The following is a 14,604-nucleotide window of genomic DNA, read 5'->3' on the forward strand; positions in this document are numbered from 1 at the left end:
TTCTTTACGGCGATCATGGAGTGGCTCCATTACGCCGATCATGCACTGGCTTCAATACGCCGATCCTCAGGTGGCTTCACTACGCCGATCACGGATTGGCTCTATAACGCCGATCCGTGACAATCCCGAAGCTGAATGAACCTCTGGAAGTCGCGTTGCGCCGCTTTCGCCGTGCGATCGAGACCACCGGCCTGATCAAGGAACTGCGTGCCAGGACGGCCTATGAAAAACCGACTGCTGAGCGCAAGAGAAAAAAGGCTGCGGCTGTGGCCCGACTGCGCAAACAGATCAAGCGGTCATTGCCGCCCAGAAAGCAGTACTGACGCTTGTGGGCGGGCCCACCGCCCGCAAAATATGCGCGCGTTGACGCAATCAGAGAGCGGACAACAATCGGAGCTGGTGTTCGCTTTCAACCCCTTGAACCAGTGCGTAGGCGCGCATGTCCATGCGCTCAAGGATCGAAACGGATTCCAGGCCCGAAAAGTCGTCCCACGCGTCGTCCGCGATTGAAGTCGGCGCGCAGCGGGCTCTCGCGAACGCCCGCAGGAGAAGGCTTGCCTCGCGGCGCAGCACATGCCGCTCAGCGTTCAGAACATACGGTGCACAGCCAGCGCGTAAAACGAGGTAATGCGGAATTGCGTTGCGATTACTTTGCATGGAGGCGGTACCAGTTCGGAAGAATGGAGGCGCTCAGTTTCGTGCGCCGCTGCGGCCGACCGATGCGTCTGGACGAACGGGCAACAATGCCCCGAAGGATGCACTCTGCCGGTGAACACTTTTTGAAGCAACGACAGACGAATCGGCCATCAACGAGAAAGCAACTCGCTACTCGACAAAATCAGCGCATGCCACACCAGCAGCGCTTTCAAATATCCGCGACCGAAGCCCCGCTCACCTTTCCGTCGATGATGTCCTTCCCCCCCTGGCAGGCGGCACGCCTAGCCGTGCCGAAGTCGCAGAGCGCGTGCAGTTGGTCGAGCCTAAAAACACGGCTTGCGGCGGAAGCGGCTATCGCCCCAGGGCGAGATATGCGTACCGCAATGTCATACCCTTCGGCGTAACGGGAATGTCCGTCAAAGCGGTTGAACGTGCGGGCAAAGACGAGGGGATGAAGTTCATACCCCTTGTAGAGAAGAAGCGGCTGTGTCGACATTTTGCTCACTCCACGGGGGACAACTCACTATACCCTGAAACGATCAGCGTAGGTGACACGTCGACTACACCCCTCGGAGAATTCAATCCACGACACGCAAGTTTGAACAGGAACGGGCTGGCCAATACAACTGGTTTTTTCAGCGCTCGAGAAAGGGCCTCAACTTGTCAGCTTTGACGGGATCCCTCAGCGTGCGCATCGCCTGGCTCTCGATCTGGCGGATCCGCTCCCGGGTCACGTTGAACTGCTTGCCTACCTCGCCGAGCGTGTGGCCAGTGGTCGTATCGAGCCCGAAACGCATCCGCAGGATCTTGGCCTCACGGGGCGACAGTCCATCAAGCGCCTCATCGATTGCGGCGCGCATGCTCGCATGAATCGCTGCCTCGGACGGTGAGCTCGCCGCGACATCCTCGATCATGTCGCCGAGCGTCGCGTCCGCATCGTCGCCCGCCGGAGTTTCAAGCGACACGGGTTGCCGCGCGGCCCTGAGGAGGCCTCGCACTTTATCCTCGGACATCTCCAGACGCGTGGCAAGGACGGCGGGATGCGCGTCCTGTCCCGTCTGTTGCTTGATTTCGCGAGACATGCGGTTCAGCTTGTTGATCATCTCGATCACGTGCACCGGGAGGCGAATGGTTCGCGCCTGATCGGCGAGCGCACGCCCGACAGCCTGGCGGACCCACCATGTGGCGTACGTCGAAAACTTCCAGCCGCGCCGGTATTCGAACTTGTCCACCGCCTTCATCAGACCGATATTGCCTTCCTGGATGAGATCAAGGAACGGCAAGCCGCGATTCACGTATTTCTTGGCAATGGCGATGACGAGACGGAGATTCGCTTCGATCATCTCCCGCCTGGCTTGCCGCATTCTCGACTCCGCGGCCCCCATTGCACGGTTGATCTCCTTGAGCTGCCGCAGCGGCAGCGAAACCCTCGCCTCGATGTCGGTGAGTTTCTGCTGCCCGGCATGGATGGCGGGCAGATGCCGCTCGAGCGCAGCGCCAAGCTGGGATGAACTCGCTGCCACGCGGCTCGCCCATTGGAAGTCGGTCTCGTGACCCGGGAACGACTCGACAAACGACTCGCGTGGCATACCGCAGCGGCCAACGGCGATCGCGAGGATACTGCGCTCGATCGCGCGAACCTCCGTAACCTGTTCCTGCACGCTGGCACACAGGCGATCAATGATTTTCGGCGCAAAGCGGATCGTCGTCAGTTCGCGCCGGACTTCAGGGCACACTCGCGCATCGACTGTCGACCGGACGTCGCCAGTATCCTGCACATCCATCGTCTGTTCGAAGAGCGCCCGCACACGAGCGAAGACCGCGAGACTGTCGTTCGTGAGTTGATCGAGACGGGCAGCGTTCGCTGCCTCCGGATCATCGGCGTCCGGTTCAACCTCGTCACCACCCGCGTCATCGACCCGCATGGATGCTTCCGCTTCATTGTCTTCGACGTCCAGCGTCATGGCGCTCGCGCTCGCGTCGTCGCCGACGCCAGCCACCAGTTCATCGATACGCAGTTCGCCGGCAATGACGCGGTCCACATCGGCAAGAATGGTGGCCACGATCAATGGACATGCGGCAATCGCCTGAACCATGTCCTGCAGGCCGCACTCGATGCGTTTCGCGATTTCGATTTCACCGGCTCGGGTCAGCAGGTCCCGGGCTCCCATCTCCCGCATATACATCCGCACCGGATCAGTCGTGCGGCCGTATTCGGAATCGATAGTCGACAGTGTGGCTTCCGCTTCTTCGACTGCCTGATCATCGGATGTAGCGGGCACTGCGCTGGTGAGCAGGAGCGTCGCAGCGTCAGGTGCCTGTTCGTACACTGCCACACCCATGTCGCTGAACGTGCTCACGATCGCTTCCATCGCGGCAGTCTGCGAAAAGTCGTCTGCCAGGTGATCGTTGATGTCCACGTGCGTGAGATAACCGCGCTCGCGGCCCAGCACGATCAGTGCGCGCATCTGGCTTTGTCGCTCTTCATCCTGTCGTGCGATTGCCTCGATGTCTCGCGGCACTTCGACGGCCCGGGACTTTCCCTTTGCCGCATGGCGGCTAGCCTTTGGTGCAATCGCGATCACGGGGGATGCTAAATCGTCACGAACTGGTTTTGCCAATACGTTCTCCTCGACAGGTTGGCTGACGATCGTCGCAGGCAGGACGGCAGATCAAGTTGACTGTCGGGGTGCAAACGGAATCGTGAAATGACGCTCGGACAAAAGAGGCTGGGATGCCCCCGGCGGGATCCGGATCGCGAAGAATGGGGGGAATCCTAAATAATACCGGACGTTGTCATGTGACGCAACGTGCATTACGCGTTCCGACCTGGCAGGACAGGCAGCGATACGGGCGGAAACGACGCAATGTCACGGACACCCGGCGCCCCACCCTGCGTGTGCCCGAGCATCCGACCCACATGCAGACATTGCATACAGGGCTGCCCCCACGACACGGGCCGGCGGGAGCCTGAGACGGAAATCCCTTGACTTTGAACGCGTTCCCCGGTACTTTGGCTTGCTGAAGTCTTCAAGAAGCGCGATTGCTGCTCATCATTCACCGCACACCGCGGTACTCGTTGTCCTCTCCCTCCTTGATCCTTTATTTCCGCGTTCTTCGGGAGCGCACCCATATCCGTTCATATTCAGGAGAATTCCATGGACACCGGTACCGTAAAGTGGTTTAACGACAGCAAGGGTTTTGGATTCATCACGCCGGACGCAGGTGGCGATGACCTGTTCGCGCATTTCTCGGAAATTCGCGGCGACGGCTTCAAGACCCTCGCAGAGGGCCAGAAGGTCAGCTACGAAACGAAGCGCGGCCCCAAGGGCATGCAGGCATCCAACATCACCCCGCTGTAAGTCGTAAGTCATCTGCGTGTGTGCCGCCGCAATGGCGGCACCGCCGACTCTCTCCCAAAACGGGATCCACTGGTCATCTCGTGCCAGGTTGGCGAAACTGCCAGCCGGTCGCCGCCGATGCACTACATCCCGTTCGGCCGGTCTCTCCATGCAAGACGACCGGCTCCAGTTTTTCCAAAAAGTGCAAAATCTGTCGCCAGGCACCACCGCGGTTATGCGGTCAGGCCCTCGGCTCACCGTCTTCTCGTCAGTTGTTTTTCTTCGAACCTCACACTTGCACGACCGGGCGATCGCGAAGCAGGCTAATCCAACGTGTTAGGATGGGGCAGTTCCGAAGGAGGCGCGTCGTGGAAAAGCCAGTCACAAGTCCTGAGGAATTCGTCGATGAGATCAACCGGCGCCTCCGGGATCACGATTGCTACAGTTCGGGCCTGCGCATGTTTCTTGTGCCGCGCAACGGCCGGGGTGAAGACGCTATTGGTGTCGACTGGGAGCCTCGTACAGCGCGCAATGGCGTAATCGCCATAAGCGAAACGCACCGCGAGGTAGCTGCAGAATTTGTTGTGAGCAAATATCTGGGGCGGTGCCACTGAACAATCCATCACCCTCCCCCTATCTGCCGAAGCGGCCGGCTGGCGTTCGCCGCTTGACAGCACATCGCGACAGATGCCGGGGCGCCCCGCCAGTTCGAGCGGCTCACCCTCATCAACCAGCCGACCGTGCTGGATGACCCTGAGGTACCACGCCGATAGCCTCGTGCAGGCTTGCCTGGCTGACATTGCACAAGCGTTGCCCCTAATTGCAGACCGCCCCGGAACCGCGCGGTGGGTCGAAGGCGCGTTGCAACAGCGCGAACACCGTGTTCTTGCCGGCGCCTGACGGCCCAAGAAGACCGACGCGCTGGCCAGCATCGATAATATGCATACCGAAATGGTCGAGAACCGGCCTGCGACCCGATGGACCTCCAGGCATTGTCATTTCCGCGCACCCGCTTTTCGGAACATCAGGAGCACCGCCTCACACGGTGCTCTTTTCATTCACTCTGACCCACACTCCCGAGGCACGTTCGAGACCGTTGAACGCGCAACGCATCCGCGGCAGCCGCAGCCTGATTCATCGCTTGTGGCCGCGGAAAAAGAGCCCGATGGCAATCTGGTAGATTGCGATTACGCTTGCTTTTATTCAGTAAAGAGCGCAAGCTCGTAAAGCTCGGTGTATTCTTTGCCACCGGCTCCGCATCGACGTCGTGCGAGTCCTTCGGCTAACACGGCTTCCCAAAGAGAAGTCTGACGATCCCGACCGCAGATCGCGGCGGTTATTTTCTTGCGCCATCCAGTTGGCGAGCGCCCGACAATAATTGGTTTGCCGGACGGTTGAGACGTTTCTCCAAAAACGGATCGAGACGATTTCAATGAGTCATCAGACCCGGCGACAATCCGCGATCTGCAGGAGCACGAACTTGAGTTGCGCCTTGGGGACGGCCCGACAGCCGGCGCGTTCTAACAGGTGTCGACGTAAGCTCGCAATTTAGCCTTTCTTTTTAAATTCTTTTGGAATCAACATGCGCGGACGACCCAAAGTGTACACAGCGTCACCCATCAGCCCGAGTGACTTCGCCAGCACGCAGAAGGCGCGCGCAGCTGCCCTGGAGAGGGCGGACAACGAGCGTGCCCAGAAGCGCCGTGATAGTGACGCCCGCCTCGATGTCAACGCCAGCAAGTGGCGATACGTCTGCACCAGCAACTAAAAGAGGAAAAGCAACGGGTTTCTGGCGGTCTTTGGCCGCTCCTTGACTGTATTCCAGGCCGGGAAAAGAGTCACATAAAGGTGGCCCGCACTTACGCAATCGCGTCTTGTTGGCATTGTTCCCACGCGCTTTCCTGGGAAGCTCCATCAATTTTGTGTCCCGCAAAAGATATCGCGACAATGTTCCCAGATAATCCCAGAATAGTGACACGCAGTTGCTTCCGCGACTGAATAAACAGGAGAAATATGATGGCAAAAAGTCAACTGCGTGGCAATCGCGAGGCAAAGAAGCCCAAGCAACCAAAAAAATTGTTGTCTCCTGCTGTAGCGGGGGCATGGCCGACTCCGTCGAAAACCACTGTAACCAGCAAGCCAGAAAAAAAGAAATAGCCGCTGCCTGTTCGTACTCCTGAAAGAGTCATGAGGGGCGTCACATTTCATCGCTCCACTCAGAAAGACTAGCGGCACAAACGAGAACGTATTGCTCACCCCGATAACGGGCATGAGTGGTACGCGTTGCGAAAGAACTTGTCCGATGACCGGATAATGACTGAGCGTACCGCGCAGCGAAACGTGATCGTGCCTGACCTGATGCGAGTGCGTCCCCTATCGCCCCAAACGTGTGGCCTCCTGCGCCGGTTGCGACGGCATGGGACACGGTACCGGCCAGATGCTTGTCCTTCTACCCAAAAGATCAGGATGAACGAGTCGCTCAAACACAGTCCGCGCCCACGCCCGGGCGTAGCGACCAGAGGAAAAGGGGCGAACGATGGAAATGAAGAAAGGGAATCTGAAGGGAGTGGCTAGCGCTGCATGTCGCCAGCTTTATATGGCGGAACTCGCGCGCGGAGGTTCATACATAGCCAGCGCCCTGTCCGTCGCCAGCGAGCGAGCCGCTGTCCTCGACGTCGTGAGGGAATTTTGCCGTCGGTACGGAAGCAACGATCTCGCCGTATTCATGGAGTTACTGGCGCAAATACTCGAAGGACGAAGCCGCCCAGCCGCTGCGAGCGTCATACGCCGCCTCGTAGCCGATACGAAACTTGTGTCCAGTAGCGCAAGCTAGCCCCCGACCTTACCGGCGCGCCTGTACAGGACTTGCCCACGCTTGCCAACCGGATTCGCGCCCCCTCACGGCTAATTGGCCGTCAGCGTCAATAGAACGTCGGCGTACCACGCATGGTTGAGACCGAGGCTCTCACCGAGGTCTCTATCGCGTGCTCCCATCTCGACGGTCGACGAGTGAATGCCAAGCAGCATCCACGGGAGCGAAGACGCCGCGCCGTCCGCATGCATCGACGCAGCGCTCGTCACCACCGGCGCGCCGCTCGTACCGCGGTGCGTTCGCGCGTCGGTGATGAAACAGCCCTTGCCCTCAAACCGCAGCCCAAACGCGGACGCGATGGCGCCCTGCCTGACGATGGGCAGATGATGCAGGGAATCATGAAAACCCAGCGGAAAGCCAACGATCAGCACGGAAGCGCCAACGGGCATCGTGTGGTCCGGCGTCGGCAGATGTTCCGGGCCAAAGGAGTCAAAGACGGCGCCCGGCGGAAGCCGGTCCTTCCACACTTCCAGCACCGCGACGTCGACGTCGCCACCGTCGTCCGACGCCTGGCGCCAAAGACTCCTGCCCCCTGAGTACAGCGGTAGTGAAAACCAGGCCGAAGCGCCGAGGTTGTCACGATCGATGTGGAGTTCCACCTCGATCCGATCCGGAAAATGCCGGCTGGGCGAGTCAATCACAACGTGACGACTTGTAACGAAAAAGAGGCGATCGTTGCGGGTGAAAAAAAGCCGCTCGCGTTCGTCATGTGACGCAGTTGCAAGAATGTGCGCACGCGGGCTGCGCTCAGCAGAAGTGCTTCAGCAGCGGGTTTGTGCACGATGCAGGCGGTGTGCGCAGTTGCGGTATCGCACTCTGCCTGGCTGGCTGCACGTCGAGTGAGCAATACCTCCAACGCATCGTATTGCGGCCCCGTTGGCCCCGCTTTTCCCGCTGCAAGAAACGCTTCGACGGCCACGTCCGTGACGGCTCCGCCCGACGCAGCGTTTGGCACATGCCTGACGATAGCCGTCTTACTCGCCCCGTCGCAAAACAGCCATTTATCGCCGTTCGGACTGCAATAGAGTTCGATCGTGGTCATTGTCATCCTTGACGTCCCGGTGAATTCGATATGCGTTGCGATCAAACGGCGTTTGCGTGATTCCGCTTGTATCGCTGCGGTAAAAAGCGCATGCTCGATATGAGATATCTTCCACGGCCGCCGGTTCGATATCGAGACCCCAGGTTGCCTCGTCGCCGCTGCAGGCATTCGATACGTCGCTCGTTTAAGTCCTTCCCGGAGGGTCGATTGAAAAAAGGCGGAGTGATGCTCAACTTTCCCAATCCCAGTCGAATCTACGACGCTTCCAGACGCTGCGTGTGCTTTTGGGGCTACGACAAAGCTCGCGAGATTGCTTTTCTGGTCGACAATGCGATGCTCGTGAAGCTGAACCCCGAGGTGATTTCTGACGAGCCCTCGATGCTCGCAACCTTCGACCGCAACCGCGACAGGATTCTGGAACTCGCCCGAACCCTCTATAACGGCGGCCCCCAGAACAGGTACACGATTTCGTGAGTGATGAGGACCAGGAACCAGGTAACATCATCCACGGCGACACACAGCAGCCAAGCCATCGGACTCGTTCAGCGCAATGCGCGATTATCGTGCCTCGCACGCGCCGTCATTCATGTCGCCGGCCCTCTTCTGAAGTTCACCGGCTTCCTCATTAACGCTCACCTCTACTTTGAACTTCGCCGATTTCGAAATCTGAGCACATGCTCGATGGCACGCCTGCAGCCTCGAAAGGCTGTGCTGAAAGCCTCATCAGAGCTATCAAAAGGACCAGCGTCGTTTGCCCCCACTGCCTGATTCAGCGGGCCGCTCACCGAGAACTCCTTGTATGTCACGGGCTCCACGATGTAGTACTTCGCCTCGCCCTTCGAGGTCAGTCTACTTGCGACCGTTGCCCTCATTTGCCAACCATTGAATGTGTCGAGGCGCGTTTCCATAGATCCTCCCCTCGAAGGTTGGGATGACCATCGCGAGCTCGAAAGTCGGATTCCCAAGCCCATGGTGCGCCTAATCCCGGTTGGTCACAAGGTATATAGCAATCGTGCAGCAGAGAGCATGGCAATTAATCGAACCGGTCGCGAACCGCGATAACCAGACGGCCCGGTCACGCTTCCGGACCAATGAGCACATCAACAGCATCCTGGCCAGCAATTTCCGCAGTGAGGTATGCCCAGCGCTGAGTGAAGGGGCCATGCCGGACCCTGCACAGGTTATCCGTTGACAACGTCCGCGTACGAATGCACGCATGCCGGCATGGTTGCATCAGCGCTTTCGCGATGTGCCGTACCTTTGCGCGCACGTTAATGACAGAATTCTCTCTTTCCCCCCAACAGGAGAAGAACATGGCTAGCGAACCGATTCGCGATCCCGCAACCGACCATCTGCTCACGCCTGAGAACGCGGCGTTTGTCGTAATCGACTACCAGCCGGTGCAGGTGAACTCGATTGCATCGATGGACCGTCAACTGCTGATCAACAATATTGTCGGGGCATCCAAGGCGGCGGTCGCCTACAAGCTGCCAATCATTCACTCGACCGTCAATGTCAAGACGGGCCTGAACAAGCCGCCCATTCCCCAACTGCGTGCCGCGCTGGACGGATTCCCGACCTACGATCGCACCTTGTCAGTGGCGGTGGAAAACCGACAAAAAATGGCGGCGTCGCATTTTTAGAGAAAGGAATGACTCTCGTTTAAAGCGGGGGATCGGGGCGATGCAAGCAGGCGATCGGTGTCGTGCGTGTATGCGGGAGCCCGTAGGGCGAGCGCATACACGCACAACTTGCGTGAAGGCCAACCCGGGATGAGGTAGAAAGAGCGGCGTTGAAAATTCAGCGCCGAAAAACAGGCCCGACACCGCAAACTGCCAGGTTCGACCGGTGCCGGGCCTCCACGCCACACTGTCCGGGGACGGTGCCGCGCCAGTATGGCACGGCCTGCCGCCACGGTCGATAGTGTGTGCATTCGGCGCTTACGGGGGCGCCGATGGCGGACTCAGGCCGTTTGTTTCTATGCGCGCGGTGCCGGGCACAGGTGATCGTGTGCAGAGGATGCGATAGCGCCCGGACTTACTGCAGCCCGGAGTGCGCCGATGACGCGCGTCGGGCGAGCCTGCGCACGGCCGCCGTGCGCTACCAGCGCAGCATGCGCGGGCGCATGAGGCACGCCGCCAGGCAGCGCCGCTATCGCCAGCGCCAGAAGGAAAAAGCGCATCGGCGCTATGCTGCCGACGCCGCTGATACGCCACTGGCGGCTTCGGTTTCGACAACATCGGCCAGTGCGCCGCCCATCCCGAGCGCCGGTGCGCACCCGTGTGAGCAATGCGACTGCTGCGGGCACGCGGGCAGGGTTGCACGCGCGGGGGCTCTCCCGTTACAGCGCGCCGCCAGGCGACACCGCTGTCGTCACTGCCAGAAGAAAGTGACGCATCACCCCTGTTCCCCGCCCGCCGCTGATGCTCTACTGGGCCCGACTTCGGCGACGGCGGCCAACCCGGCCGGCACCATCGCGGGTGCCTCGCGCGCGTCCGGACAATGCCACTTCTGCCGTCGCACGTGCGAATTTGTACGTCACGGGCCGTTACGACACCGGGTCATCCGTCCGCTTCGGACTACTACTGGAACAAGGGGATTTGATCCATGACAATCAGCACGGAACTGGAGGCGAAGATATTGCGCTTCTATCACGTGGAAAAGTGGCGATGCGGCACCATCGCCCGTCAGCTGCATGTGCATCGGGGCACCGTGCAGCGGGTGCTCGCCCAGGCGGGCCTGCCAAGGGTGGGAGGGGTTCAGCGGCCTTCGCAGATTGAACCGTTCCTGCCGTTCATCCACGACACGCTAAAGAAGTTCCCCTCGCTCACGGCAAGCCGGCTGTACGCGATGGTACGCGAGCGTGGCTACAAGGGGGCGCCGGACCACTTCAGACATCTGATATCCCTGCACCGGCCACGCCCTCCAGCGGAGGCCTATCTGCGTCTGCGTACCTTGCCCGGGGAGCAAAGTCAAGTCGACTGGGCTCACTTCGGACACCTACAGATTGGTCGTGCGAGTCGACCCCTGATGGCCTTCGTGATGGTGCTGTCATGGTCTAGGCAGATCTGGCTGAAGTTCTTCCTTGATGCGCGCATGGACAGCTTCCTGCTCGGCCACGTAGGCGCGTTCGAGGCCTGGGGCGGGTCGGCCCGCGTCCTCCTCTACGATAACCTTAAAAGTGCCGTGCTCGAACGCCAGGGTGATGCGATCCGCTTTAACCCTCAACTGCTCGAGTTTGCCAGTCATTACCGCTTCGAGCCAAGACCCGTTGCCGTTCGCCGCGGCAACGAGTATGACGTGGTAAAAAATATGTCGCGGTGGATCTCAAACTCCCTTGAGTTACCTCTCGAGTTGACGCTTCTACCGCGACATAATTTTGGGCCGATACTGGTATTCCTCCGATCATCAATTGGGGAATATCATGTTCGAGACTCTCTTTACGCAGCCGCATGTTCTTGCAGCTCACAATCTGGCGCCCTGTCTGGAATCAAGGAGGCGCTTCCTCCTGCATTGTCAGGAACAGGGCTATCCGCCCAAGTCGATCCGGAAGATCGCCTGGGTCCTGCTGGTTTTTTCACAGAGCATGGATCTGTGCCGGCCGGGAAAAATAACGCACGAGGAAATCGCGTTTGCGGTTGACCATCGGATTCGTCTCATTCGAAGTGAGCGCACGAATGAGTCCCGCAGCTCGCGGCTTCTGTTCATCCATACTGCCACGGCCTGGCTGCGCTTTCTGGGGCTTTTGGAGGAACGGCATCCCACGAAAGAACCATTTGTTCACTATATCGAGCACTATGTCGATTTCATGCGCGACCAGCGAGGACTGTCCCCTACAACGATTTCAAACTGTCGCGATGAGATCGGTCATTTTCTGGCAACGGTCTGTCGCCCTGACAAGGAACTCGATTCCCTCACTATCCACGATGTCGACGCCTATCTCGCCTACCAAAGCAACCATGGCTGGGCCAGATCCTCGTTACACGCACTTGCGAGCACGCTCCGCAATTTCTTCCGGTACGTAGAAGGACAAGGGTGGGCTACCAACGTTGCGTCGGGCATTGAAGCACCAGTGCTGTATAGAGAGGAGGGTTTGCCGCTCGGGCCGAATTGGGAAGATGTGCAAAGATTTGTCGCGAGTTTTGCCGGCGACAGCACGATCGATCTTCGCAATCGTGCGATGATCATGCTGCTGGTCGTCTATGGACTTCGGCGAGGCGAGGTAGTACGGCTTTGCTTGGAGGATATAGACTGGTGCGGCGAGATTCTTCATGTCAATCGTCCGAAGCAACGCTGCAAACAGCAATACCCGCTGGTGGCAACCGTTGGAAACGCCATTCTGCGCTACCTGAAGGAAGGGCGTCCGCGAAGCGCCCATCGCGAGCTGTTCCTCTCTGTCGAGGCGCCGATCCGACCGCTGTCACCCGGATGCGTAAGCGGCATTGTCCGCTCGCGTCTCGCGACGCTTGGCATTGATATCCCGCGGCGCGGCGCACATTGCATGAGGCATGCCAATGCCCGGCATTTACTTGATGCTGGTTTTGCTCTGAAGGAGATCGGTGATCACCTCGGCCATCGCAGCGCTTCGTCGACGAGAACCTATGCGAAGGTTGACCTGACCGGACTGCGGTGTGTGGCCGAAATCGATCTTGGGAGTCTGCTATGAAGCTCTCCGAACTTGTCGCCCAATACGTCAGCCACAAACGGGCGTTGGGCATGCGCTTCGATTTTGAGGCGGCCACGCTTGCCTCATTCTGCCACCGGCTTGGCGGCAATATTGATGTGGAATCGGTGACGGTCGAACAGGTACAGGACTTCCTGACTGGCAATAGGCCGCTGACCAACCATTGGAGTAAGAGAAGGTCGGTACTTGACTGCCTGTTTCGTTTTGCCCTCTCGCGTCGGTACGTCACGGTATCTCCGCTTCCTCGCTACAGTCCGAAATTGCCGCCACCGCTAACACCCTATATTTATTCGCAGGAGGAGTTAAAGCGCCTGCTCGACGTGGCGTCAGCGGCATGCAGCCCACACGTTCCGCTGGATGCATATGTTTTGCGTGCACTCATTCTGATTCTGTACGGTGCTTGCCTCCGCCATGGCGAAGCCTTGCGGTTGACCATGCAAGACGTCAATCTTGACGAAGCCGTTCTGTACGTGCGCGAGAGCAAATTTTTTAAATCGAGGCTGGTTCCGCTGGGCGCAGATCTAAACGGTGCGATGCAACGTTACGCCCGGCAACGCAATCAGAAATTTGGGCAGACACCAGATGCGCCGTTCTTCTGTTTCCGCGACGGTCGTCCCCTGACCCAGACCGCTGTGCGCAGGGCCTTTCAGCGACAGCGCATCCTGGCAAATATCCAACGCGAAGGCGGTGCGTCCTGCCAGCCCAGGTTGCATGATTTGCGGCACGCAGGCGCAGTGCACCGACTAATTTCGTGGTATCGCTGTGGCGCGGATTTGCAACTGTTGTTGCCGCAGCTCGCCACCTATCTCGGCCACATTGATCTCGCCGGCACCCAACGCTACCTTACCCTGACGCCCGAGTTGCTGAATGAAGCGAGCGAGCGCTTTGAAGCTTACGCACTGGAGACGCATCATGAATAACTCATCCCTGCTGGGTCCGTGGATCCGGCGTTTCCTGATCGAGTATCTGGTGGGCGAACGTAACCTTGCCATCAATACGCAAAGAAGTTATCGCGATATGCTCATGCTGTTGCTCCCGTATCTGGCCGCCAAGGTCGACAAGCGGATCGATCGCCTGACCGTTGAGGATCTCTCCGCGCAAATGGTCCGCCTGTTCCTGACGCACATGGAAGAACAGCGCCACTGTATGGTCAGTACACGAAATCAGCGGCTCGGCGGCATCCATGCGCTGGCTCGTTTCATCGGCGAACATGCACCGGAATACGTCGACTGGTGGGCACAGATTCATCTGATTCCCATTAAGAGAACCAGTCGGCCGGAGATCAGCTACCTTAACAAGCAGGAAATGGACGCCCTGCTCGCTGCCTCTGATGTGAATACAGCGCAGGGACAGCGCGAACATGCGTTACTGCTCTTCATGTTTAACTCAGGAGCGCGTGCGAGCGAAGCTGCGCAGCTCAAGATTGGCGACATTGACTGGCACACGCGTTCGGTCAGTATCGTAGGTAAGGGGAACAAACATCGCCGCTGCCCGCTCTGGAAATCCACGCTCGATGCGTTGCGCTCACAGACTGAAGGGAGGCCCGCCGCCGCGCCGGTGTTCCTCAACCGGTTCCACCAGACGATGACGCGCTCCGGCATTCATGCCCTGGTGAAGCGTTGCGCTGTCCGTGCTGCAGCCAACGCGCCGTCACTTGCCAGCAAGAATGTGCACCCACATGTGATTCGGCACACAACCGCCTCGCTACTACTCCAGGCCGGTGTCGATATCAACACGATACGCGGCTGGCTTGGGCATGTGTCTTTGGAGACGACCAACGTCTATGCCGAGATCAATCTGGCAACAAAGGCGCGGGCGCTGGCGACATGCGAAGTGGAAAGCAGTGCTGAAGGACAAAAGAAATGGCGGGATCAACCCGACCTGATTGTAACGTCCCGGGATATTTAAGAAGTGACGTCCCGCGCTATTCGGGGTGAAACGAATCGAGTCGTCTCGCGCTTTGATGGAAATGCACACGATCACGCAGAGCGCGAAACGGGGTTCAGAG

At 59.0% G+C, this 14,604-nt stretch carries 14 protein-coding genes and 1 pseudogene; 9 read left to right on the forward strand and 6 right to left on the reverse strand.

The annotated features are described in order from the left end of the window. The first annotated feature begins 116 nt into the window (after positions 1-116). The gene (gene rpsU / locus L5014_RS37600) at positions 117-323 is read left to right on the forward strand and encodes a 30S ribosomal protein S21 (protein WP_238468933.1); all 207 of its coding nucleotides are present in this window, start codon (positions 117-119) and stop codon (positions 321-323) included. 49 nt (positions 324-372) lie between these two features. Here the strand turns inward: rpsU and L5014_RS37605 are convergent, their stop codons facing one another. From L5014_RS37605 to rpoD, 3 genes are all read right to left on the reverse strand, one after another. After that, complete coding sequence (locus L5014_RS37605; RefSeq protein WP_238468934.1) at positions 373-657, reverse strand: hypothetical protein; 285 nt, start codon at positions 655-657, stop codon at positions 373-375. A 208-nt stretch (positions 658-865) separates the two neighbouring features. Next, the gene (locus L5014_RS37610; RefSeq protein ID WP_238468935.1) at positions 866-1,153 is read right to left on the reverse strand and encodes a hypothetical protein; all 288 of its coding nucleotides are present in this window, start codon (positions 1,151-1,153) and stop codon (positions 866-868) included. Between the two features lie 139 nt (positions 1,154-1,292). Continuing rightward, positions 1,293-3,278 (reverse strand): RNA polymerase sigma factor RpoD, encoded by a 1,986-nt coding sequence (rpoD, locus tag L5014_RS37615; RefSeq protein WP_274389657.1) that lies wholly within the window; start codon positions 3,276-3,278, stop codon positions 1,293-1,295. A gap of 537 nt (positions 3,279-3,815) precedes the next feature. Between rpoD and L5014_RS37620 the strand changes: the two genes are divergently transcribed. Together L5014_RS37620 and L5014_RS37625 are read left to right on the forward strand one after the other, a co-directional pair. Beyond that, on the forward strand, positions 3,816-4,019 hold the full coding sequence (locus L5014_RS37620; RefSeq protein ID WP_028207638.1) for a cold-shock protein: 204 nt from the start codon (positions 3,816-3,818) through the stop codon (positions 4,017-4,019). Between the two features lie 347 nt (positions 4,020-4,366). Further along, on the forward strand, positions 4,367-4,612 hold the full coding sequence (locus L5014_RS37625; RefSeq protein ID WP_238468936.1) for a hypothetical protein: 246 nt from the start codon (positions 4,367-4,369) through the stop codon (positions 4,610-4,612). A 202-nt stretch (positions 4,613-4,814) separates the two neighbouring features. Here L5014_RS37625 and L5014_RS37630 read toward each other — a convergent pair whose 3' ends face one another. The 3 genes from L5014_RS37630 to L5014_RS37640 all read right to left on the reverse strand — a co-directional run bounded on the left by L5014_RS37630 (position 4,815) and on the right by L5014_RS37640 (position 7,912). Beyond that, complete coding sequence (locus L5014_RS37630) at positions 4,815-4,997, reverse strand: ATP-binding cassette domain-containing protein (protein WP_338019393.1); 183 nt, start codon at positions 4,995-4,997, stop codon at positions 4,815-4,817. A gap of 1,905 nt (positions 4,998-6,902) precedes the next feature. Then, on the reverse strand, positions 6,903-7,511 hold the full coding sequence (locus tag L5014_RS37635; protein ID WP_238468938.1) for a trypsin-like peptidase domain-containing protein: 609 nt from the start codon (positions 7,509-7,511) through the stop codon (positions 6,903-6,905). Continuing rightward, complete coding sequence (locus tag L5014_RS37640) at positions 7,508-7,912, reverse strand: hypothetical protein (protein ID WP_238468939.1); 405 nt, start codon at positions 7,910-7,912, stop codon at positions 7,508-7,510. The genes L5014_RS37635 and L5014_RS37640 overlap by 4 nt, the downstream gene beginning before the upstream one ends. Positions 7,913-8,137: 225 nt before the next feature. Here L5014_RS37640 and L5014_RS37645 point away from each other — a divergent pair, with 225 nt between their 5' ends. The 6 genes and pseudogenes from L5014_RS37645 (at position 8,138) to L5014_RS37670 (ending at position 14,504) form a co-directional block, all read left to right on the forward strand. Then, positions 8,138-8,386, forward strand: coding sequence for a DUF1488 family protein (locus tag L5014_RS37645; RefSeq protein ID WP_274389660.1), 249 nt, complete (start codon positions 8,138-8,140; stop codon positions 8,384-8,386). Positions 8,387-9,225: 839 nt separating this feature from the next. Then, positions 9,226-9,504, forward strand: a pseudogene (locus L5014_RS37650) (cysteine hydrolase family protein); the annotation flags it as partial. A 1,015-nt stretch (positions 9,505-10,519) separates the two neighbouring features. After that, positions 10,520-11,554, forward strand: a complete 1,035-nt coding sequence (gene istA / locus L5014_RS37655; RefSeq protein WP_238468940.1) for an IS21 family transposase — start codon at positions 10,520-10,522, stop codon at positions 11,552-11,554. Next, the gene (locus L5014_RS37660; protein ID WP_238468945.1) at positions 11,499-12,578 is read left to right on the forward strand and encodes a tyrosine-type recombinase/integrase; all 1,080 of its coding nucleotides are present in this window, start codon (positions 11,499-11,501) and stop codon (positions 12,576-12,578) included. The genes istA and L5014_RS37660 overlap by 56 nt, the downstream gene beginning before the upstream one ends. Further along, complete coding sequence (locus L5014_RS37665) at positions 12,575-13,516, forward strand: tyrosine-type recombinase/integrase (protein WP_238468941.1); 942 nt, start codon at positions 12,575-12,577, stop codon at positions 13,514-13,516. The genes L5014_RS37660 and L5014_RS37665 overlap by 4 nt, the downstream gene beginning before the upstream one ends. Then, positions 13,509-14,504 carry a tyrosine-type recombinase/integrase gene (locus L5014_RS37670; protein WP_238468942.1) on the forward strand — a complete coding sequence of 332 codons (996 nt, stop codon included), beginning with the start codon at positions 13,509-13,511 and terminating at the stop codon, positions 14,502-14,504. Before L5014_RS37665 ends, L5014_RS37670 begins: the two co-directional genes overlap by 8 nt. The last annotated feature ends 100 nt before the right edge of the window (positions 14,505-14,604 follow it).

Origin of the sequence: Paraburkholderia tagetis, assembly GCF_022213065.1 — a bacterium.
Classification (GTDB): Bacteria; Pseudomonadota; Gammaproteobacteria; order Burkholderiales; family Burkholderiaceae; genus Paraburkholderia; species Paraburkholderia tagetis.

Coding starts and splice junctions, on each gene's coding strand:
- L5014_RS37645 (WP_274389660.1), top strand. CDS start 8,138: ATGCTCAACTTTCCCAATCCCAGTCGAATCTACGACGCTTCCAGACGC.
- L5014_RS37670 (WP_238468942.1), top strand. CDS start 13,509: ATGAATAACTCATCCCTGCTGGGTCCGTGGATCCGGCGTTTCCTGATC.
- L5014_RS37665 (WP_238468941.1), top strand. CDS start 12,575: ATGAAGCTCTCCGAACTTGTCGCCCAATACGTCAGCCACAAACGGGCG.
- L5014_RS37610 (WP_238468935.1), bottom strand. CDS start 1,153: ATGTCGACACAGCCGCTTCTTCTCTACAAGGGGTATGAACTTCATCCC.
- L5014_RS37660 (WP_238468945.1), top strand. CDS start 11,499: ATGGATCTGTGCCGGCCGGGAAAAATAACGCACGAGGAAATCGCGTTT.
- L5014_RS37640 (WP_238468939.1), bottom strand. CDS start 7,912: ATGACCACGATCGAACTCTATTGCAGTCCGAACGGCGATAAATGGCTG.
- istA (WP_238468940.1), top strand. CDS start 10,520: ATGACAATCAGCACGGAACTGGAGGCGAAGATATTGCGCTTCTATCAC.
- L5014_RS37630 (WP_338019393.1), bottom strand. CDS start 4,997: ATGACAATGCCTGGAGGTCCATCGGGTCGCAGGCCGGTTCTCGACCAT.
- L5014_RS37605 (WP_238468934.1), bottom strand. CDS start 657: ATGCAAAGTAATCGCAACGCAATTCCGCATTACCTCGTTTTACGCGCT.
- L5014_RS37620 (WP_028207638.1), top strand. CDS start 3,816: ATGGACACCGGTACCGTAAAGTGGTTTAACGACAGCAAGGGTTTTGGA.